Below are 18,124 nucleotides of genomic sequence, written 5' to 3'. Positions count from 1 at the left end.
TCAGCGAATGGGCAACGGTCTTCGGCGACGCCAAGATGACGACGGCTCTTCTCGACCGTCTCACCCACCGTTGCCACATCCTTGAAACCGGGAACGACAGCTTCCGCTTCAAAGCCAGCTCGGCCGCCGCAGCGCAAAAGAGAGGAGAAAAAGCCAGTCACTTGACCAGAGCCTGATCAAAAAACCATACTTAGAGGTGGCTCACTTCTCGGTGGAAAAACCGGCTCAGTTCCGCGTGAAAACCAACAGGCGGCTGCAAGGAGAGCAATACCGATCACATTCGTTGTCGTCGGATTGCGAACCCTGCAAGGACTTTTCGCTGAACGCTGTCAAAATCCAGATTGCTCAGAGAAAATATGGAGCCCGAACGGCCATGCTAAAGACGCTATTCTCTGGCTTTAATAGATCGCCTAGTGGAGTTTCAAATCTCTCGCCGGAGCAGCCCATTGAGGTCTCCTCCGGTCTTTCCGGACCTACCATTCTCCCATTGCTCACAACTATCCAGCTTTCGGGGCGCAGAGGGTTAGCACCTGAATAGGTCGGTCGGCACCAGCAATCCCCCACATACCGTCGCCATTTATTGCCCACCTATTATATTCATGATAGCTTAACCACGCTTTCGCGCTTGTAAGCCAGGGATGGCAAGACGGGGGTGCGCGATGAATGTCTTTTGGATCAGCTTCATCTGTTTCGGCCTTGGGATTTCCGCAGCGTCCGCGGGCCCACTGCACGATGCGGCGCGCGAGGGCAATGTCGAGCGTGTCAAGCAGCTTGCCGATCAGGGAGCAAACCTCGCTGAACTGGATGATACGGGCGAGCCGGCGCTGCTGATTGCGGCCCTGTCCGGCAAGGCCGATGTCGTCACTCTTCTTCTTGATCGCGGTTGCGACATCGAAATCCGCAACAAGGGCGGGCTGACGGCGCTGCATGCGGCGGCCTATGGCGGCCATCTCGATATCGTGGAACTGCTGGTGGCGAGAGGCGCCTCCGTCAACGATCACAAGAACTTCTACAGCATGACGCCGCTGCATGCGGCAGCCGAGGAAGGCCATGCCGATGTCGTTGCTTTCCTGCTTGCGCAAAAGGCCGATATCGAGCCGAAGGAAAGAAACGGCTACACGCCGGTGACCCAGGCCGGATGGCGATCGCACTGGGACGCCGTCACTCTATTGTTGAAAGCGGGCGCCGCCTGTCAGGGAGCGGACCTCACGGGTCAGTGGCTCTATGACGAATGCACGAAGCGAAAATGAGCGTGCGCGCCTGAAAACGGGAGCATTGAAATGTCTCACTGGAATGGATTTGTGAAGGCCGCAGCGATAGGCGGCATCGCCGTCCTGCTGCTGGCAAACGAGGCCACAGCGGAAGATTTCGTCAATACGGGCTATTTCGGGGATGTGGCCATCAAGGGTTATGACCCGGTCGCCTATTTCACGGATGATAAAGCTGTGGAAGGGTCGCCGCAATATTCCCATCACTGGCTGGGCGCGACCTGGTATTTCGCCAGCGCCGAGCATCGTGACATGTTCGTCAAGGATCCCGGCAAATATGCCCCGCAATATGGCGGCTACTGCGCCGATGGCGTGTCCTTCGGAACGGTAACCACCAATATCGATCCGAATGCCTGGCGGATCATCGAAGGCAAGCTCTATATCAGCTATGATCCGGGCGCGGCCGATGGACTGGTGAAGAACCCGACGAAAGTGGTCGACTCCCAGAAGCACTGGTCGGAAGTGCAGAACATTCTGATCTCGGAGAAGGCGCAGAAAGACTGGCAGCATCCATCTGCTCAGTAGGTGACAATCACCGGTCAGCGTCGATCGAAAAGAATTTCAGCGCCTGCGGCGTGACATGCACGTATGTCGCGCCGGGCTCCTCGGGAGCGTGATTGCGATAGACATTGCCGCAGACCATCCTGTCCAGGAAATAGCCCGCGAATTTCTCGCAGAGCCAGTCTCCACTGATCTCGACGGTGCCGGTGATATTCGTGTTGGCGCTGCGATAGGCGGTRTTGCCGGCCTTGTCGAAGAACTGGACGAAYTGCGTGCCGTTGCGGTGTTTGCCGTTCCAGGTCTTGTCACTGATGAGATCGCGCAACTGCTCGCCGGTGACCTGATCAGCCTTCTCGCCCTGAAATCCAAAAGGCCATTCGGGAATTCCCGCTTTCTGCAGCCTGCTCAAATGCAGGTTCAGATCCTCCTTGCGCCAGTAGTCGTAGAGATAGCTGTAATAGGTCAGATTGCTTTCTGGAAAGAGCTCCAGCAGCTTCGTCTTCTCCTGCAGGCTGCGTTTCTTATCGCCGTCCTCGATATAGGCTGCAGCCAGGAATTCGCGCKCAGCCTCCGCATTGGGAAGCGCGTCGCGGGCCGCCTCCATCAGTGAGATCGCCCGGTCGTCATCACCGACGATGTAGAAGACGATACCCGCAAGCAATTGGAAGCCGGGAGATGGCGAAGGATCGAAGCGCAGCGCCTTTTCCATTTCGCTGATCGCCTGCTCGCGATTGCCGATGTGAGCGAGCACGAGGGCCAGATTGCCATTGGCTTCAGCATCACTCGGCTGCGCCTGCACGGCACGGTTCGCCGATATCAGCGCCTCCGTCTGGCGACCATCCACCAATTGCAGGAGGGCAAGGACCGTATGCGCCCGCGCATTGTTCGGATCGATCTTCAATGCCTGCCCTGCCGCGTCATAGGCGATCTTGCGGGCCACGGCCGCCGACCAGAGGATATTGTAGTCGTTGCGCCAGACATCGACGGCGATGCGCGCGATACCCGCATGTGCATCGGCAAAATTCGGATCGAGGTCGATCGCCTTCTGATAATAGGACAGCGCCTCGCGGTAGGTCGCGACGTCTCCATAGGTGAGACCCGCCTGCTCGGCGCGCATATAATAGTCGTAGGCCTCGAGATTCTCCGTGGGGATCTGCGCCAGTTGCGTGCGCTCGCCCTCGCTGAGCCTGATGGCAAGTGCTGCGATGATCTTGCTGATGACATCATCCTGGACCGCGAAAAGGTCGGCATATTCGCGGTCGTAGCGCTCGGCCCAGAGGGAAAGGCCGGTCAGCGCATCGATCAGTTTGACATTGATGCGCAATCGCGAGCCCGCGCGCTGCAGCGTGCCTTCAAGGACATAATGGACGCCGAGCTCGGCCGCCACATCCTGTATCTTGCCGCTGTTGTCGCGCACGGCGAAAACGGAGTGTCGCGCGATGACGAAGAGCCCGGAGACTTTCGACAGTTCCGTAATCAGATCATCGGTCAGGCCTTCGGCAAGATGATCGTGCTCGACGTCGCCGCTGACATTGATGAATGGCAACACGGCCACGGAGGGCTTGTCCGGCAAAGGATAGGCAAAGCGCTGGGTCAACGACGGATTTTCGAGCAGCGCCCATGGCTGCCACCACAGCGCCGCTCCGGCCAGAATGAGCAGGACGGCAGCAGCAACCATTGCCGCGATGCGCCGGCGGCTGAGATATTTTCGCAGATTGCTGAACTTCTTGGCTGCCGCCGGATCGAACACGACGCGGTAGACGCGCACGGGTTCGGGGATGCTTTTGACCCTTTGCTCGCCAAGCGAAATGAAACTGACATCGAGCTTCGATTTCACCTGGTCGTAGGCTGGCCCGGAGATCGCGATCCCGCCGGGCTCGGCGAGCACCTGCATACGGTCGGCGAGATTGACGCCATCGCCGTGGATATCGCTCCCCTCGACGATGATGTCACCCAGATTGATGCCGATGCGGAAATCCAGGCGAAAATCGGCCGGAATCTCCGCATTGTGCTTCGCCTTCAGCTTCTGCACGTCCACCGCGCAGCGCATGGCCTCGACCACACTGTGAAATTCGACCAGCAGCCCGTCGCCCATGGTTTTGACCAGCCGCCCGCTATGCTCGGCTATCAGGGGCTCGACAACCTCCCTCATGTCTGCCTGGAAACGCAGACGCGTCCCCTCCTCGTCGACCTGGCTTAAACGGCCATAGCCCACGACATCGGCAATCAGGACGGCTGCAAGGCGGCGCTCCATGTCAGTCTCTTCCCCCGAAAGGACGACAGCGGCATCTTACAGCACCGCTATGGCCGATACCATCGCGGCCATTGACCGTATCTCGGATGCCTTAGGCGGACCGCGATCCCTTCCATGTCATATCACTGTCATATTCTGCATAGGTGGCATGCCAAAATGCCCATTGCCGCGCCACGTTGCGCAAATTATATGCTGCCGGCTAACAAAAATAAGAAAAAGCGAGCTTGCTATGCACTTGATTTTCAAACGCCGCAAAAGCGGCCTTATACGACGGATCGTTAACAGCTTCGATTCTGCCCAGCAGCGCTATCGTGATGCGCGCGAGGCAAGGAAGACCGCGATCCATCCCTCGTTTCTGGACGATTTCGGTATCTGACAACGCGGGCGCTCCATCCTAGGAGCGCTCTGCAATCCCTTTTTGGGCTAGGTTCCATCGCCCTCTCAGGCAGCCTTCTGATCCCGAGATACCATGCCGGTATTCTGCCTGATCTCTCCCTTCTTCAACATGATCCCGCAGGCAAACGCGACGGCGGAGAACACGAAGAAGAACGATTCGCCGATTGCCAGCCGGTTGTTGGAGTTGGACAGGATCGTTCCAAGGAAGAATAGCGTCACCGTGCTATAGGCGAGTAGCGCGCTGAGGCTGATCAACTTGGCTCTCCACGCAGCTAAAACGCGGCTGTACATGGCCGTTGCCAATATGGCGAAAACGATAATGCCGAACAGCCCGTGACGGACAAGCATTTCGAAATAGCCGTTATGAAGCAGCGTATAGGGCACGCTGGCATAGGTGGTCGAGTTCCAGAGCGTCAGCCAGTGGTTGCCGGCACCAAAGAGAGGCGCCTGGGCAATCACTTCCGAAGCATTTGCCCAGAGCTGCAGCCGTTCACTCATCGACTCCGGCGTATCTTTTGACGCGATCGCAGCAGCGACAGCATTCCATGCGCCATGCGCAGAGATTTCGGTCTCGATCCGTGCGGTGGCCTCGTAGGTCGGGCCGGCAAACCTCCAGATATCATCACCACCGACAAAAAGCGCTGCTGCGATAAGGGCGACGACAACAGCCCCTACCAAGGCGGCCCGGCGTTTATTTGCGTAAAGCAGCAGCGAGGCCAGCATGAGCGGCCCGACGAGGACGAGGCTCAGCCAGACGCCTTTCGCCTTGGAGCCGTAAATATTGAAAAGGCAGAGCGCGATGACGAGTGTCGCGACGGCAACAATCCAGTTGCCGGAACGGCGCGCGAGCTTGCCAGTCTCCCAGGCGTGCAACAGCCAGTAGAAGGCGCCGATCATCAGGAAGCCGCAGCCGATCGCGCCGTGGATCAGATTGTTATGGAAGAGCGGCGAAATACGGTCATCGCCTTCCAGAATCTGCCGGTAGTCGGTGGAGATCAGCAGGGCGGCAAGTGCGATCGGGAAATAGATCGCAAAGACCGTTTCGACATGTTTCCGGCTGGAATAAAGCGCGATGCCAACAGCCGGGAAAAACAGCGGAAAGGCGTAGAGCCAGTCGGACGCGCCCTTTTCACCGTCGACGATCAGGCCGAAGAGGAAGCGCAGCAGCGCGTAGGCGCCCCAGGCAAGGCAGGCATTGGCCAGCCAGTCTCGCTTCAGCAGACCTAAATTCGGCTTGAACCAGACAAAGGTCGTCCCGATCAGCAACAGCGCCGCATAGCGATAGCTATCGCTTTCCAGAATGGGAGCCGAAATCAGCAGCAGCCACAGGATGACGAGGACGGGCTTGAGGCGGGAGGGCGTGGCAATCGGCTCTTCGCTCGCTACCATAGAGAATATTGCACCCTTCTAGCATAATCGGCGGCGCGAAGCAGATACGTGACCGAGCGGCGTATTCCCTTGAATTTCTGCCGTCTGTAGTCGAGCTTCGTCGCAATCGCCGTTTCGTGGCTGTTTAGCCCTAGCTCTATCAGATTGTTCTCGACCGTAAAGGTATTAACCTCGGTCGACCACCCGCGTTCTAATGCCACATCGAAGGGATAGACCATGACGGTCATCGTCCTTCCTGCGGCCCGTGGATGCAGCGGCCGGTGGCATCGCCGAATTTCGTCGTCGCCTTCTTCAGGATGCCTTTGGACTGGTGGTTGAGCAACTTGACCAGTTCCGCTTTCGGAACCGCGGCAAGCGCAGCCTCTGCACGTTCCATCAGATCGGGCTGCGGTTCCACGTCATCTTCCATGATGATCGCTGCATCATGCCGACGTCGAGCGCCAGCGAATCGGCCTTCCGCGAAAGCCCTTCCCATCGGGCGATGGAGCGGTTCAGGTTGATGACATAGGCACCGATTTTCATAAAAGCGAAACTTCAGCATGAGACAGAAATGCGGTTCTTTATAAGTCGAGGCTTAACCGCGGGCAACATCCACACGCCCAGATTACCTACCATGCGTTGATTACCCCCTACACCCTTTAGTCGAAAGCAATCATCATGGTAAAGCAATTCTCATATCGATTCCTGCCGCAATAGCTTCACAATCCACAGACACAAAGCTCGCAGGGACGCAAACAGCCGAGGAACAAACATGGCGCCGAACTACACCAAGACTGCCCTTCTGACAGCCTTTCTGAGCCTGCCGCTCGCGGCATCAGCTCCGCTTCTTGCGCAGGAGAATCGGCCGCGCGAAGCGGTCATCAACGTATCAGGAGAAGGCGAATCGGCATTGGCTCCCGATATGGCCGTCGTCAATCTCGCAGTGGTCAAACAGGCAAAGACAGCCCGTGAAGCGCTCGACGAAAACAACAAGGCGATGAACGAGGTGCTGGCCGCGCTCAAAAAGAGCGGCATTGCCGATCGCGATCTGCAGACCTCGGGCTTTTCGATCCAGCCGCAGTACAATTACCCGCAGCCGGTCGACAACCAGCCGCAGCCGCCGCAATTGATCGGCTACCAGACCAGCAATTCGGTCACTGTCCGCGTCCGCGACCTGTCCAAACTGGGCGAGATCATCGATCAGTCTGTCACGCTCGGCATCAATCAGGGCGGCGATATCCAGTTCACCAACGACAAGCCGGAAGCAGCCTTGGAGGCAGCCCGCAAAAACGCTGTCGCCAACGCGATCAAGAAAGCGAAGACCTTGAGCGAAGCCGCCGGCGTGAAGGTCGGCCGCATCGTCGAGATCAGCGAGAATGTCATGCGCCCGATGCCGCAGCCGGTCTACCGCGCCGCGATGATGAAGGAAGCCTCCGATGCCGCTGCCGTTCCGGTCCAGGGCGGCGAGAACAGCTACAATGTCACCGTCAGCATGACTTTCGCAATCGAGCAGTAAAGCTCGACAGGGCGCTTCGGCGCCCTGTCCCGACGTGAAAAGCTGCTCAAAAGAAAACCGCCCTTGCTGTCTGCAAGGGCGGTTTTTTATGCGATGGACGATCGTGCGCCTGGTATCAGCGGCGCATGAGCGGGCAACCGCGAACGTTGCCGAAGGTCATCTGGTCGGGGCCGCGGCGGCTCCAGCCCTGTACGACGACACGGCGCGGCGTGACATCGACGACGCGCGTGCGGCGCAGGCCGTAATCCTCGGCGATGTTTTCCGCCATGCGCGGATCGCAGCCGCCACGCGGTGGACGCCCGTAACCCGGCGGACGGCCGTAACCCGGCGGCGGTGGCGGCGGGCGGCGCCAGTCCGGTGGGGGCGGACCACGGTCCGGTTCGCCAATAATGATATTCACCTGTGCTGCAGCCGGCGCAACGGTGCCGGCCAGTGCAGCAGCGGAAAGAAGGGCGGCAAGCCCCGCCTTCGCCAGAAACTGCATCATGAAAAAGATCCTCGTGGTTGATAGCCGCGCGGGCAACTGCCGGAGCCTGTTCCGGAATCACTTACATACAGTTCCGAGAGAAAACGGGTGACGGTGTCGCGGTCAAGGCAAAACGGCCGGAGCTCAAGTTTTCCTGACTCCGGCTGAACGAATTAGCGATACATGAGCGGGCAACCGCGCGCATTGGCGAAGGTCATGCGGTCCCAGCCACGGCGGTCACGGCCGGCAACGACGACCCGGCGGGGCGTAATGTTGGAAATACGCACGTCGCGCAGGCCGGAATAACGGGCCTTGCGGATGGCCTGCATCGGCGAGCAGCCGCGAACCGGCGGGCGATGATACTGCGCCTTGACGACGAAATCCGTCTGGGGCGCGGCGAAAGCAACGGAGCCGGCAAACGGGAGGGAACTCAGGGCGAGCAGTGCGGCAAGCGAAGCCTTGGCAAGGAAATGCGACATTGGGGTTGTCTCCTCGTAGTGTTTCCTCGATCTCCCTTTTGGGATTGTCTGGAGACTAAACGCATGAAGCTGAATGCCGCTCGAACCGCCCATTCAGTTGGCATTCACAAGGGTTAATGACCTCACGGACTCAGATGCAACACCACCTCGCGTCGGTGCGGCCGGTCTCGGTGCTCGAAGAGATAGATGCCCTGCCATGTGCCGAGCATCAGCCGGCCGCTGCTGACGGGAACGCTGATCGAAACCTGCGTGAGCGCCGCCTTGATATGCGCCGGCATGTCGTCAGGCCCCTCCGTCGTATGGACGACCCAGCCCATCGACGGATCGGATGACGGTGGCACGAGGCGACGGAAGAAACTGTTGAGATCCGTCTTCACGTCGGCATCGGCATTTTCCTGAATGAGCAGCGAGCAAGAGGTGTGGCGCACAAAGACCGTCAGCAGCCCCTCTTCCAAGCCGGACCGGCACACGAAGTCATTGGCCTGATCGGTAAATTCGTAGAGGCCCTGGCCGAGGGTGGAAATCACAAAGGTAGTCTGGGGCAAGGCTGTCTCCGTCGCAGATTGTCTCTGCGAGGTGCCGTGCCTTGCCCTCGAAGTCAATGGCATCGGCTCGATGTTAGAGCCGCAGCAACTCCTCGAAACCGCCATAGATCATGCGCTTGCCGTCAAATGGCATCTTCCACTTGTCGCTGGAAAGGCGCGGATCGGCCATGACCTTGGCATTGACCTCGTCGCGCTGCTGTTTGGATTCGTAGAGGATCCAGGAGAAGACCACCACCTCGTCATCCTTGGCCATCACCGCGCGTGGAAATGAGGTCAGCTCGCCATAGGGCACGTCGTTGCCAAGGCATTCGACATATTCGAGCGCGCCGTATTCCTTCCAGATCGATCCGGCATAGGCGGAGAATTCCTTGTAGGCATCGACATTCTCGCGGGGAACGGCGACGATGAAACCATCAACATAGGACATAGCATTTCTCCTCTCGTGTTAACGTCCGAAGGACGCTCGACGCCGGCCACATCCGACATTGCCGCGTCAATTAACGCCCGCGGCCGATGCAACAAGGAGATAAAGCCTAGCCCTGAAGGGTCTTCACCTTCAGCAGGTCGGGAAAAAGCCGCGTCCACAAGAGCACGACGACGATCGTACCGAACCCGCCGACAATGCCGGCCATGACCGGGCCGACCACGCCGGCAAGCATGCCGGATTCGAATTCGCCAAGCTGGTTCGAGGTGCCGATGAAGAGCGAATTCACGGCATTGACGCGGCCGCGCATCTCATCCGGTGTCAGAAGCTGCACGAGAGAGCTTCGCACAACGACGCTGACCGTATCGGAGGCACCGATGACGAGCAGCGCGATGACGGAAAGCGCAATGTTGGTCGAGAGCGAGAAGACGATGGTGGCGACACCGAAGACCGCGACCGCCGCCATCATCTTCCGGCCGACATTCGATGTGAGGGGCCGACGGGCCAGCACGATGGACATGGCAAGCGCACCGATTGCGGGCGCCGCGCGCAGCAGGCCAAGACCCCACGGGCCGGCATGCAGGATATCGCGCGCAAACATCGGCAGCAGCGCTGTCGCGCCGCCAAGCAGTACCGCGAAGAGATCGAGCGAAATCGTGCCGAGCATCACCGGCCGGCTGCGGATGAAGGAAACGCCGGCGAAGACGGAGGTAAGTGTCACCGGCTCGCGTTTCGAAGGCGTCCACTCCATGCGGATCGAAATCACGTTGAAGCTCGCGACAGCAAAAAGCACGGCCGCGATCGCGAAAGGCGCAATGGGGCTGACGCCATAGAGAAGACCGCCGAGCGACGGGCCGATGATCAGCGCCGTCTGCATCAGCGAGGTAGAAGTGGCAACGGCTCTCTGCAGCATCGAGGCCGGCACGATATTGGGCAGGAGAGCCGCCATGGTGGGCCGCTCGAACGCGACGACGGCGCCCATGATGGTGACCGCGACCAGAATTCCAACCGGCGAAAGCCATTGCTGCCAGGTCGCGACCGCCAACACCAGTGCAGTGATCGCCTCGATCAGCTGGCAGGCGAGCCCGATCCGGCGGCGATCGAACCGGTCGGCGACGTGACCGACGACAAAGGTCAGCACGGCCATCGGCAGGAACTGGCAGAAACCGACGAGTGCGAGCGCGAAGGCGCTGTGTGTCTGATCATAGATCATCCACCCCATGGCGATACCCACGGCCTGGAAGGAAAGCGAGGAGAAGACTCTGGAGGCGGCGAAGTTCAGATAGCCGGGATGGCGCAGAACGCTATCCCGCTCTTTCACTGGTATGTCCATTGTTCAGTCACCGGCCTGCGGCCGAGCCACAGGCACATATAGGAATCTTATAAGAACGGGACGGTGTTCTGCTTGAAAATGATTTATGTCAACCGGAATAAGCTCCGGCGCGCAATTGCCGCATCAACGTGGGGGCGGACAGCAGCCGACCATTTGGCACGCGGCAGTATGGAGTTGGTCGCGCATATCAAGCAGCCACATGGTCTCTTCCATGACATCAAGGATTGCCGTACGCAAACCCGGATCGACAAGCGCGAGTAGCTCGTTCTGCGAACTGCCTATGGTCGCTGTGCCGCCGAGAAGCCTCCTCATCTGCTCGACAGAGGGAGCGGTGGAAATCTCGACCCTATCCAGGATGTCCGGAGACGGAATGCCCATCCAGGCAAGTGCGGAAGCGACGAGCACTTTGGAAAGTGCCCGGCACAGAGGACAGGACAATTCCTCGGATGTGTTGACGATCTTCCGTTTGAAACAGGCGATTGTCGCCCGGACCTTGCTGTTGACGGCTGCGAACATGCCGACTGCGATCCTGCGGGCAGCGTCGACAGGTCTCAATATGTAGACCCTTTGTCGGCTCCTGAGTGAGGTGGCGGCACTATTTTCCTCATTGAAACCCTGAACAAGGAAATCGCCCCTTCCCGCCAGTATTTCCAGAAGGATCAGAACGTATCCGTCACTGCGAGAAATATCGAATTCAAGATTGAAAGAACCATCGCCGATGCTCTCTACAATCCGGATATCCAATACTTCGGAGCGAAGCTCCACCTGATCCAGTTTCATGAAGCCCCCGGTCTGCAGTATCCTCGCGCGCGGCAAAGATACTGCAACCTGAGAGGGATTCATATTAACCCAATACGCTTACGCATCCGGCGTCATCTTGAACCTGGTGCGTAGATCATAGGTGGAAGTCAAGTTATCCCTTAGAACTGCCCTGCTTCGGGCGACGACAGCTCTTCGATGGAATCGACCCTGTCAGGGTAAAAGGCCATATAGCCCTTGATGTTGGCGACGGCGGGATTGGGCGTCTCATACGTCCAGATCGCATTCTTCGAACGCTCACCGCCAACAGGAATGCTGTAGTAGGAGGCGTCCCCCTTATAGGGGCAATGGCTCTCGTGGTCGGTGCGCTCCAGCAGCGACATGTCCACATCCTTGCGTGGAATATATTGCACCGGTGGATAGGAAGCCTCGCGAAGCGTCAGCGCATCATGCGTATCGGCAATCACTCGGCCACCCAGTTTGACGACGATACGGGAGGGATTGTGTTCGACGGTGATCGGATGGTCCGGCCCGGGAATCTTGATCGGCTTGCCTGACATGGATGTCATCTCCGGATTGAAATCTCTTGGAAAGAGATAGGGTACGCAAGCGACCATCCCAAGGGGTCAGCAGCCCCCTTCTCGTTCTCGAGATTTTATAGGCCTACAGATGTGTGGTTGAGGGACAGCATCGGCGGCTTCGTGCCGGACTTCGCAGTGATATCGCCAATGATGATGAAAGAGCCGCGAAGGCGTCCACCTCCGCGGCTTATGATCTGCTATCCGCTTACCAGCGGTCGAGGCCGAGCAGCTTACGGCCGAGTGGCGTCAGCTCGGCGGTCTTGGCATTGTGCTTTTCCCATTCGCGCGGATCGCCGGGGAAGGCATCACGCTTCGGATGGTCGAGTTCCCGCCATAGGCGGATGCGCTCTTCGCGTTCTTCGGCATTGTCGTATTCGGCCGGATGCATGGAGATATATTGCGCCATGCGCACACGGTTCTCCGCATGGTTCGGGCGAACACCATGGGCAAGCAGCGAGTTGAAGATCATCAGATCGCCCGGCTCCATATCGATATTGACAGTCGAAAGGCCGGTCATGTCGGGATGCATTGGATCACGATCCTCAGGCTGCGTCTTCACCCATTCGTCGAAATGCTCGAAGAGATAGGGCACGCACTGGAAGCCGCCGACATCGCCGTCCTGCTTCTTAAGACTCAGTACGCCCTGCACACCGATCGGTAGCGGCCGGATGGACGTATCGACGTCCCAATGGATGAAGCCGTTCGGATTGCCCTTGACCTTCTTCGGCGGGTTCAGATTGGCGCGGTCGATCGTCACCCACAGGTCTTCGCGGTCCCAGATGTCGACGAAGACATCGTAGACGCGCTTTTCCATGCGGTTATCCCAGAGGGCCTGGTGATTGTAGATCTCCAGCATGCCTGTATTGTTGAGCTCTTTCATCTTGTGCTCACGGCGCTGCGGCGCATACCAGGTGGAAGAATCGTTCGGATCCTTCTCGTCAAAACGCCAGAGCACTTCCGCAAGCCGCTCGACATTGGCTGCAGGAACGGCCTGGCGAACGATCACATAGCCCTTTGTCGTCCAGTGCTGCCAGTCCGCCTCCGAGAGCACGCGCAGCGGCAATCTCTTCTTGATGTCCTTGAGCTGGGTGGTGACCGACGAGGCCGTCGGATGAGCGTCGCGTTTCGCTGCCAGTTGCATGAGATCCTCCCATCGTTTGATTCATCCCTGTGGTTTCAGGCAATAAGGAGAGTGTAGTGCACGGGCGCCGGCCATGTTGTGCCAGCTTGGCAAATTATGATACTATTCTGGCGTCAATAGTCCGAAAGGCGCCCGATGAGGCCTTATCTAGAGATATTGCCGCGGCATGCCGACAGCTCCTGGAGCATGCTGAACCGACGGCTGGATGACGCGATCCCGTTCCAGTGGCACCATCATCCCGAGTTCGAGCTGACGCTGACACTGAATTCCATCGGCCAGCGTTTCATTGGCGACCATACCGGGGAATATGAGGATGGCGACCTCGTGCTGGTCGGCCCCAACCTGCCGCACACCTGGGTATCGCGCGCGAAATACAACGAGGCAAACCCGCATATCGCCCTCGTGCTCTGGTTCCATCCGGACTGGATACAGAAGATGACATCAGGGGCTGTGGAGCTTCGTCCGGTCGAGTCCATGCTTGCCCGTGCAGATCGCGGCCTGCACTTCTCGAAGGAGGCAGCCGAAGCCGTCCGCAACGATATCGAGGCGATCTTCGCAAAGCCGCCTGCCGAACGGCTGCTCTCGCTCTTCGACATTCTCGGCTCCATCGCCGGCGACCGGCAGGCATCTGCGCTGGCCAGCACACCCGGCCAAAGCCGGGAATTGCAGGAGAGCCGTGAGCGCATCGACCGGGTACTCACCCACCTGCATCTGAATTATGCTCGCACGATCGCACTGGAAGAGCTCGCCGATATAGCCGCACTCAGCGTCTCCGGCCTGCACCGGCTCTTCCGCCGCCACACTGGTACGACCGTCTCCGACTATCTGATCCGTATGCGCATCGGTGATGCTTGCGCGCGCCTTTCGGCCACGGTCCAGCCCGTCGGCCATATCGCCGATGCGGTCGGCTATAGTTCGCTTGCCAATTTCAACAGGCAGTTCAGAACGCAAACCGGAATGACGCCGCGGGAATATCGCAACGTCTTCCGCCGCGCCTAAGCTTTCCCGTTTCGGCGTAGGCTGGCGAAACCAAGCCCGATGACGGCTGCGAGCACACAGGCGATCCCGAATATCTGGTTGAGGCCGATCGCTTCCCCCAGGAAAAGGAAGGCGAAGATGACGGCGGATACCGGCGCTACGGCGGTAAACAGGGACGCCTCTGCACCGCTGACGCGCTCCGCCCCCGCATACCAGAGCAGGAAGCCGCCGACTGTCGGTACCAGCGCATAATAGACCACGGCAAGGATGGCGGACCGCAAACCGATGCCGATATCATGATACTCGAACAGAGCCGGTACGGCTGCGACCATAAAACCGATCGCCGTCATCAATGCCGACTGCGTCAGCGGCGGAATGGCCGTACCAAGCCGCTTGTTCAAGAGAATGAACAGCCCTTCGCAGATGACGGCCCCGAAGATCAGCATGTCCCCGACAAGAGACCCTTGCCCGGCCGCCGGCGAAAAGGCGATCGAAAAGACACCCGCAGCCGCAAGCCCGATCGCCAGCAGCAGGAAACGATGCGGCCTCTCGCCAAGCAGGAGGATGGAGATCGCCGCGGAGACGACAGGTAGCGTGCCGATGATGACGCCGGCATTGGCCGCCGATGTCAGCGACAGGCCTGAAATCAGCAAGGTCGTGTAGCCGACGCTCCCGACCCCCGCCTGTGTGACGAGGATCAGCCAGTCCCGCCCGGAGAGCCGCGGCAGCCGCGATCCCGTCCAGCGCATGAGGAAAAGGAAGAAGGGAAAGGCTACGGCAAAGCGTAGCGCCGTCGCCGTAAAAGGCGGCAGGCCCGAGGCAATGACCTTACTGGCGATGACAGTGCTGCCAACCGTCACCATGGCCAGCGTGAGATAGATGTAACCCTGAAATTCCCTGCTCATCTGCCGCTCCCTTCGAGATGGAGCAAACAAACAGGTTGGGCAGCGCGGGGTCTTGAACGAAATTGCAGGAGATCAGGAATGGCCGCGCGCATAAGCGCCGGGCGTCAGGCCATAGCGGGAAACGAAGGCGCGCGTCATATGGCCCTGGTCGGCAAAGCCGCTTTCGGCCGCAGCCTCCGCCAGCGACGAACCGCCGGCGATCAGCCGCCGGGCAAGATGCACGCGAGCCTGAACGAGATAGGCATGCGGCGTAAAACCCGTCGCCCGCGCAAAGGCGCGCAGCACCTGAAACCGGCTGAGGCCGCTCTCCCCTGCCAGATCGGAAAGTGAAATCTCGGCCGCCGGATCATCATCGATCATGCTGCGGGCGTGAACAATGGAATGCGGTGCCGTTGCCGGCTCCTCCCGCATCGCCGTTTCCCGCAGGGCATCGGCAATGACCGACAACAGCAACTCCTCGCAGCGCATTCGTTCCTCGTTGCGGGTCACGGCAGAAAACAGCACGCGAAATCGTTCGGCGAGCAACCTGTCGTGAATGACGGGGTGCGGAATCTCCGAGCGGCCGATCCCGCCTTGTGCAACCTCGCGCGCAAGACCCTCCATCACGGCAGGATCGAAATATAGAATGCTCCAGGAGCGCGCCTCGCCGATCGGCGTTCCGTCATGAACCTCATTCGGATTGACGGTGATGAGATCGCCGGCCTCCGCCTCGACCATGCCGCGTCCGCTCAGCGATTTCTGCGCACCGGAAAAGATGAGGCCAATGCCGAACTGCTCATGCGTATGGCGCGCGAAACGATGGCCTGATGTCGCCACCACTGCTTCAACGCCCGGCACGGACGAACGCAGCATCCTGAACTGGCTGGTGGCCATGGCAATCTCCTTTCCGGCCGACTCTGACAGCCGGCCGCAAGCCGGGCAAGCGACGCGGAAGCAAGTCCAGCAAAAGTGCGCAGCGATTTTGCCTCAAAACAAAGAGTTCTAAAAGAACTCATCCAGGAGCTGATAGTAGTCCAGCTTCACGGGATCGATGATCGACAGGCCGTAAGCATTGAGAAACAGCCGCACGAACTCCTCGCCGAAATTATAGGCGATGCTGTGGCAGGCAAGCGCGACATCCTGATAGCGGTCGGCGACGCCAAGGCGGCAGCAATCGACATAACCGGCAAACCGCCCGTCTGCGACCATGAAGTTCGGCAGGCAGGCATCGCCATGCGTAACGACGAGATTTTCGCTTTCGGGCCGCAGCCGCTGCAATTCGCCGAAGAGGAAGAAGGCGCTTTTGCCGAGACGTATCTCGTCGAAATCCGTCTCGTCGACGACGCCGGCTCGCATGCGCGCTTCAGCGACCGCGAGGCGCTTCTCCAGACGATGATCGAACGGACAAGCGCTGATATCGACGTTATGGAGAGTGCTGAGCGCAGAGGCGAAGATCCCGACGCGCTCTTCCGGCAACAGCGTCGCGGCACTGACGAGATCCGCACCCGGCAGCGCCGTCATCAGGAGAAAACTACGTTCGCCATCGCTCTCATGGGCGATGACCTCGGGGCAATCGAGGCCTTGGCTGCGAAGCCAGACAAGCCTCTCGGCCTCATCGGCAAGCTCGCAAAACGGCCCCGCCTCCTCGACCTTCAGGTAAAGCCCGGGACGCCTCTCGCCTTCCAATCGGAAAACGCAAGCCGAGGAACGGCCGAGCGCGTCCCGCCGCCATTCATAGCCGCCAAGATGGCTCCGGAGCGAAACCGGAAGCCTGCCATCCTCCTGAAGCGGAACGACCATGACGATCCTGTATGGGAAGAAACTCTGTCTGAAAGTCGGTGTGGGCGCTTTAGTGGAAGGTTTCGGCCGGCGCGCTTTCCAGAAGAATTTCGAAAGCTTCTTCCAGGGCGGCGACCAGAATATCGGTCAGCTCGTCTGCCTTGTTTTCCAGAAACATCAGGCTGACGGCTTCTTCCTGACGCTCGAAGAAGTGCTCGATCTCGTTCGACATATCATTGTCCCCTTATCCACCATAATCATCACGGCCATGGGAAAACGATAGAGATAGTTCCTTGCGCGTGGCTTGTTTCGGGATGGGCGCGACCAAAGGTGCCGCGGACTATTCGCGAATATCGTATTTTCCATACTGGCTACGGGGGATCAAGCCGCCCACTTCGTGGGCAAACGAAACCACTTTCGTGGCATCCGCATCCACCTCACAACGGAAACGAACATGGTACCAGCCCTTGGCCGTACCAAAGGCTGCATCGTCAATATTCAGCAGGGTCCCTGCTCGCAACCCGTACTGGGGTAGTGCGTAGGGCTGGTAACTCGGGGAACCGTAAGCGAGTTGGGCTCGAAGCTCGCTGGCGCAAAGAACGGCCACCCTTTTGCTGCGTGGGAGACCGTCGACTGCAGACTGCGCAAGGGAGCTTCCGTCCTCAGTGGACGAGAACAGCGTCTTGGCGTTCGCCAGATCATTGTTCTTCACCATCTCTTTTGGCTTTTCAGGAGTTTTCTGCGCCGGCGGCTTGGTCTGCTCGATACTGGTCTTGGCTTCACCCGACACGTCTGCTGACGGCCCATTTGGCTCCGGAGAAGCATCAGCCGCCGCAACTTCCGGAAGCTTCACATCATCTGGAACGGGCCTTGATGGAGGCGTCTCAGTTTTTGGTTTCTCCGCAGCGGCCTCTGTGGGCACTTGCTGCGGCTCAACATCGCGCTTTGGGGGCGTCGTTGCCGGCTTTGCTTCGCCTTCAGACGAATTGCCTGCCAACGTTTTTTTGGGACCACTATTCTTATCACCAAATTCCGTGACAACACGCATCGGCGGCATAGGCGTCTGCTTCGTTTTTTCTGCCGTCTCTGCGGCAGGCGGAGGTGATTGCGGAGGTGGCGGTGGAGGCGGTGGCTGCTTGGCCTTCGCCTGCTCCTTCGGCTTCTCTTCCTCTTTCGGCTTTTCCTCGGGCTTCTTCTCTTCCGGTGGCGGGACGAGCTCGACCTTAACGCTCTCATCTTCTGCAGGCTTCGGCTGAATATCAGGCAAGCCGAAAATGAGGAGCGCGACGACTGGAACATGCACGAGCACGGACGCGACCACAACCCAGCGAACGCGAGGCTCCTGGTGCTCCTTTTCGTGGTCCGTATCTGCCGGTTCGACTTCGTCTTCTGTCACAGCAGCGATGTGGCCTTTAAAACTGGCAGCATCAAGCCACAAATCGAAAAAACCTC

Annotated in this window: 24 protein-coding genes; 5 read left to right on the top strand and 19 right to left on the bottom strand. The window is 59.1% G+C overall.

Annotated features, from left to right (window positions below; all coding sequences use genetic code 11):
* The 3 genes from AC1DTN_RS05555 to AC1DTN_RS05545 form a co-directional block, all read left to right on the top strand.
* Positions 1-176: ATP-binding protein (locus tag AC1DTN_RS05555; protein WP_477920074.1), on the top strand; the 176-nt coding region annotated here is incomplete at its 5' end.
* A 483-nt stretch (positions 177-659) separates the two neighbouring features.
* Entirely contained in the window at positions 660-1,250 is a 591-nt protein-coding gene (locus tag AC1DTN_RS05550; RefSeq protein ID WP_442206238.1) for an ankyrin repeat domain-containing protein, read from the top strand.
* Positions 1,251-1,280: 30 nt separating this feature from the next.
* A complete protein-coding gene (locus AC1DTN_RS05545) occupies positions 1,281-1,793 on the top strand; it encodes a YHS domain-containing (seleno)protein (RefSeq protein WP_439015985.1) in 513 nt (170 codons plus the stop codon).
* Between the two features lie 7 nt (positions 1,794-1,800).
* Here the strand turns inward: AC1DTN_RS05545 and AC1DTN_RS05540 are convergent, their stop codons facing one another.
* The 6 genes from AC1DTN_RS05540 to AC1DTN_RS05515 form a co-directional block, all read right to left on the bottom strand.
* A complete protein-coding gene (locus AC1DTN_RS05540) occupies positions 1,801-4,023 on the bottom strand; it encodes an adenylate/guanylate cyclase domain-containing protein (RefSeq protein ID WP_477920066.1) in 2,223 nt (740 codons plus the stop codon).
* A gap of 199 nt (positions 4,024-4,222) precedes the next feature.
* Complete coding sequence (locus AC1DTN_RS05535; RefSeq protein ID WP_162748099.1) at positions 4,223-4,402, bottom strand: hypothetical protein; 180 nt, start codon at positions 4,400-4,402, stop codon at positions 4,223-4,225.
* Between the two features lie 62 nt (positions 4,403-4,464).
* Positions 4,465-5,808, bottom strand: a complete 1,344-nt coding sequence (locus AC1DTN_RS05530) for an O-antigen ligase family protein (RefSeq protein ID WP_477920064.1) — start codon at positions 5,806-5,808, stop codon at positions 4,465-4,467.
* Positions 5,802-6,035 (bottom strand): hypothetical protein, encoded by a 234-nt coding sequence (locus tag AC1DTN_RS05525; RefSeq protein WP_439015987.1) that lies wholly within the window; start codon positions 6,033-6,035, stop codon positions 5,802-5,804. Before AC1DTN_RS05525 ends, AC1DTN_RS05530 begins: the two co-directional genes overlap by 7 nt.
* Complete coding sequence (locus tag AC1DTN_RS05520) at positions 6,032-6,205, bottom strand: hypothetical protein (RefSeq protein ID WP_439015988.1); 174 nt, start codon at positions 6,203-6,205, stop codon at positions 6,032-6,034. The genes AC1DTN_RS05525 and AC1DTN_RS05520 overlap by 4 nt, the downstream gene beginning before the upstream one ends.
* Positions 6,184-6,330: a hypothetical protein gene (locus AC1DTN_RS05515; protein WP_439015989.1), complete on the bottom strand. Its 147-nt coding sequence runs from the start codon at positions 6,328-6,330 to the stop codon at positions 6,184-6,186. Before AC1DTN_RS05515 ends, AC1DTN_RS05520 begins: the two co-directional genes overlap by 22 nt.
* Before the next feature lie 229 nt (positions 6,331-6,559).
* Here AC1DTN_RS05515 and AC1DTN_RS05510 point away from each other — a divergent pair, with 229 nt between their 5' ends.
* Positions 6,560-7,303: an SIMPL domain-containing protein gene (locus AC1DTN_RS05510; protein WP_113324516.1), complete on the top strand. Its 744-nt coding sequence runs from the start codon at positions 6,560-6,562 to the stop codon at positions 7,301-7,303.
* Positions 7,304-7,418: 115 nt separating this feature from the next.
* Here the strand turns inward: AC1DTN_RS05510 and AC1DTN_RS05505 are convergent, their stop codons facing one another.
* From AC1DTN_RS05505 to AC1DTN_RS05470, 8 genes are all read right to left on the bottom strand, one after another.
* On the bottom strand, positions 7,419-7,790 hold the full coding sequence (locus tag AC1DTN_RS05505; protein WP_113324515.1) for a hypothetical protein: 372 nt from the start codon (positions 7,788-7,790) through the stop codon (positions 7,419-7,421).
* 152 nt (positions 7,791-7,942) lie between these two features.
* A complete protein-coding gene (locus tag AC1DTN_RS05500; protein ID WP_113324514.1) occupies positions 7,943-8,248 on the bottom strand; it encodes a hypothetical protein in 306 nt (101 codons plus the stop codon).
* A gap of 122 nt (positions 8,249-8,370) precedes the next feature.
* A complete protein-coding gene (locus AC1DTN_RS05495; RefSeq protein WP_439015991.1) occupies positions 8,371-8,793 on the bottom strand; it encodes a secondary thiamine-phosphate synthase enzyme YjbQ in 423 nt (140 codons plus the stop codon).
* 73 nt (positions 8,794-8,866) lie between these two features.
* Positions 8,867-9,220 (bottom strand): DUF1428 domain-containing protein, encoded by a 354-nt coding sequence (locus tag AC1DTN_RS05490; RefSeq protein WP_113324512.1) that lies wholly within the window; start codon positions 9,218-9,220, stop codon positions 8,867-8,869.
* Positions 9,221-9,326: 106 nt separating this feature from the next.
* The gene (locus tag AC1DTN_RS05485; protein WP_442206941.1) at positions 9,327-10,550 is read right to left on the bottom strand and encodes an MFS transporter; all 1,224 of its coding nucleotides are present in this window, start codon (positions 10,548-10,550) and stop codon (positions 9,327-9,329) included.
* Between the two features lie 123 nt (positions 10,551-10,673).
* Positions 10,674-11,330, bottom strand: a complete 657-nt coding sequence (locus AC1DTN_RS05480) for a hypothetical protein (RefSeq protein WP_477920062.1) — start codon at positions 11,328-11,330, stop codon at positions 10,674-10,676.
* Positions 11,331-11,470: 140 nt separating this feature from the next.
* Positions 11,471-11,869, bottom strand: coding sequence for a DUF427 domain-containing protein (locus tag AC1DTN_RS05475; RefSeq protein ID WP_007824207.1), 399 nt, complete (start codon positions 11,867-11,869; stop codon positions 11,471-11,473).
* A gap of 226 nt (positions 11,870-12,095) precedes the next feature.
* The gene (locus AC1DTN_RS05470; protein WP_113185690.1) at positions 12,096-13,031 is read right to left on the bottom strand and encodes a phytanoyl-CoA dioxygenase family protein; all 936 of its coding nucleotides are present in this window, start codon (positions 13,029-13,031) and stop codon (positions 12,096-12,098) included.
* Between the two features lie 135 nt (positions 13,032-13,166).
* Between AC1DTN_RS05470 and AC1DTN_RS05465 the strand changes: the two genes are divergently transcribed.
* Complete coding sequence (locus tag AC1DTN_RS05465; RefSeq protein WP_442206943.1) at positions 13,167-14,030, top strand: helix-turn-helix domain-containing protein; 864 nt, start codon at positions 13,167-13,169, stop codon at positions 14,028-14,030.
* Here the strand turns inward: AC1DTN_RS05465 and AC1DTN_RS05460 are convergent.
* The 5 genes from AC1DTN_RS05460 to AC1DTN_RS05440 all read right to left on the bottom strand — a co-directional run bounded on the left by AC1DTN_RS05460 (position 14,027) and on the right by AC1DTN_RS05440 (position 18,110).
* Complete coding sequence (locus tag AC1DTN_RS05460; protein ID WP_442206944.1) at positions 14,027-14,914, bottom strand: DMT family transporter; 888 nt, start codon at positions 14,912-14,914, stop codon at positions 14,027-14,029. The two genes, AC1DTN_RS05465 and AC1DTN_RS05460, sit on opposite strands and share 4 nt — an antisense overlap.
* A 72-nt stretch (positions 14,915-14,986) precedes the next feature.
* Positions 14,987-15,787 carry an AraC family transcriptional regulator gene (locus AC1DTN_RS05455; protein WP_442206945.1) on the bottom strand — a complete coding sequence of 267 codons (801 nt, stop codon included), beginning with the start codon at positions 15,785-15,787 and terminating at the stop codon, positions 14,987-14,989.
* A 108-nt stretch (positions 15,788-15,895) separates the two neighbouring features.
* Positions 15,896-16,693, bottom strand: a complete 798-nt coding sequence (locus AC1DTN_RS05450) for an APH(3') family aminoglycoside O-phosphotransferase (RefSeq protein WP_442206946.1) — start codon at positions 16,691-16,693, stop codon at positions 15,896-15,898.
* 49 nt (positions 16,694-16,742) lie between these two features.
* Positions 16,743-16,904 (bottom strand): hypothetical protein, encoded by a 162-nt coding sequence (locus AC1DTN_RS05445; RefSeq protein ID WP_183740999.1) that lies wholly within the window; start codon positions 16,902-16,904, stop codon positions 16,743-16,745.
* A gap of 108 nt (positions 16,905-17,012) precedes the next feature.
* Complete coding sequence (locus AC1DTN_RS05440; RefSeq protein WP_442206947.1) at positions 17,013-18,110, bottom strand: DUF930 domain-containing protein; 1,098 nt, start codon at positions 18,108-18,110, stop codon at positions 17,013-17,015.
* Positions 18,111-18,124: the final 14 nt, after the last annotated feature.

The sequence above is a fragment of the Rhizobium sp. 01T444 genome (assembly GCF_056398305.1).
The sequence above is the reverse complement of the archived record's forward strand: the minus strand, read 5'-3'. Positions and strand labels throughout refer to the sequence as shown.

Coding starts and splice junctions, on each gene's coding strand:
- AC1DTN_RS05480 (WP_477920062.1), bottom strand. CDS start 11,330: ATGAAACTGGATCAGGTGGAGCTTCGCTCCGAAGTATTGGATATCCGG.
- AC1DTN_RS05470 (WP_113185690.1), bottom strand. CDS start 13,031: ATGCAACTGGCAGCGAAACGCGACGCTCATCCGACGGCCTCGTCGGTC.
- AC1DTN_RS05465 (WP_442206943.1), top strand. CDS start 13,167: ATGAGGCCTTATCTAGAGATATTGCCGCGGCATGCCGACAGCTCCTGG.
- AC1DTN_RS05510 (WP_113324516.1), top strand. CDS start 6,560: ATGGCGCCGAACTACACCAAGACTGCCCTTCTGACAGCCTTTCTGAGC.
- AC1DTN_RS05505 (WP_113324515.1), bottom strand. CDS start 7,790: ATGATGCAGTTTCTGGCGAAGGCGGGGCTTGCCGCCCTTCTTTCCGCT.
- AC1DTN_RS05445 (WP_183740999.1), bottom strand. CDS start 16,904: ATGTCGAACGAGATCGAGCACTTCTTCGAGCGTCAGGAAGAAGCCGTC.
- AC1DTN_RS05515 (WP_439015989.1), bottom strand. CDS start 6,330: ATGAAAATCGGTGCCTATGTCATCAACCTGAACCGCTCCATCGCCCGA.
- AC1DTN_RS05460 (WP_442206944.1), bottom strand. CDS start 14,914: ATGAGCAGGGAATTTCAGGGTTACATCTATCTCACGCTGGCCATGGTG.
- AC1DTN_RS05475 (WP_007824207.1), bottom strand. CDS start 11,869: ATGTCAGGCAAGCCGATCAAGATTCCCGGGCCGGACCATCCGATCACC.
- AC1DTN_RS05490 (WP_113324512.1), bottom strand. CDS start 9,220: ATGTCCTATGTTGATGGTTTCATCGTCGCCGTTCCCCGCGAGAATGTC.
- AC1DTN_RS05550 (WP_442206238.1), top strand. CDS start 660: ATGAATGTCTTTTGGATCAGCTTCATCTGTTTCGGCCTTGGGATTTCC.
- AC1DTN_RS05500 (WP_113324514.1), bottom strand. CDS start 8,248: ATGTCGCATTTCCTTGCCAAGGCTTCGCTTGCCGCACTGCTCGCCCTG.
- AC1DTN_RS05545 (WP_439015985.1), top strand. CDS start 1,281: ATGTCTCACTGGAATGGATTTGTGAAGGCCGCAGCGATAGGCGGCATC.
- AC1DTN_RS05450 (WP_442206946.1), bottom strand. CDS start 16,693: ATGGTCGTTCCGCTTCAGGAGGATGGCAGGCTTCCGGTTTCGCTCCGG.
- AC1DTN_RS05485 (WP_442206941.1), bottom strand. CDS start 10,550: ATGGACATACCAGTGAAAGAGCGGGATAGCGTTCTGCGCCATCCCGGC.
- AC1DTN_RS05530 (WP_477920064.1), bottom strand. CDS start 5,808: ATGGTAGCGAGCGAAGAGCCGATTGCCACGCCCTCCCGCCTCAAGCCC.
- AC1DTN_RS05525 (WP_439015987.1), bottom strand. CDS start 6,035: ATGACCGTCATGGTCTATCCCTTCGATGTGGCATTAGAACGCGGGTGG.
- AC1DTN_RS05455 (WP_442206945.1), bottom strand. CDS start 15,787: ATGGCCACCAGCCAGTTCAGGATGCTGCGTTCGTCCGTGCCGGGCGTT.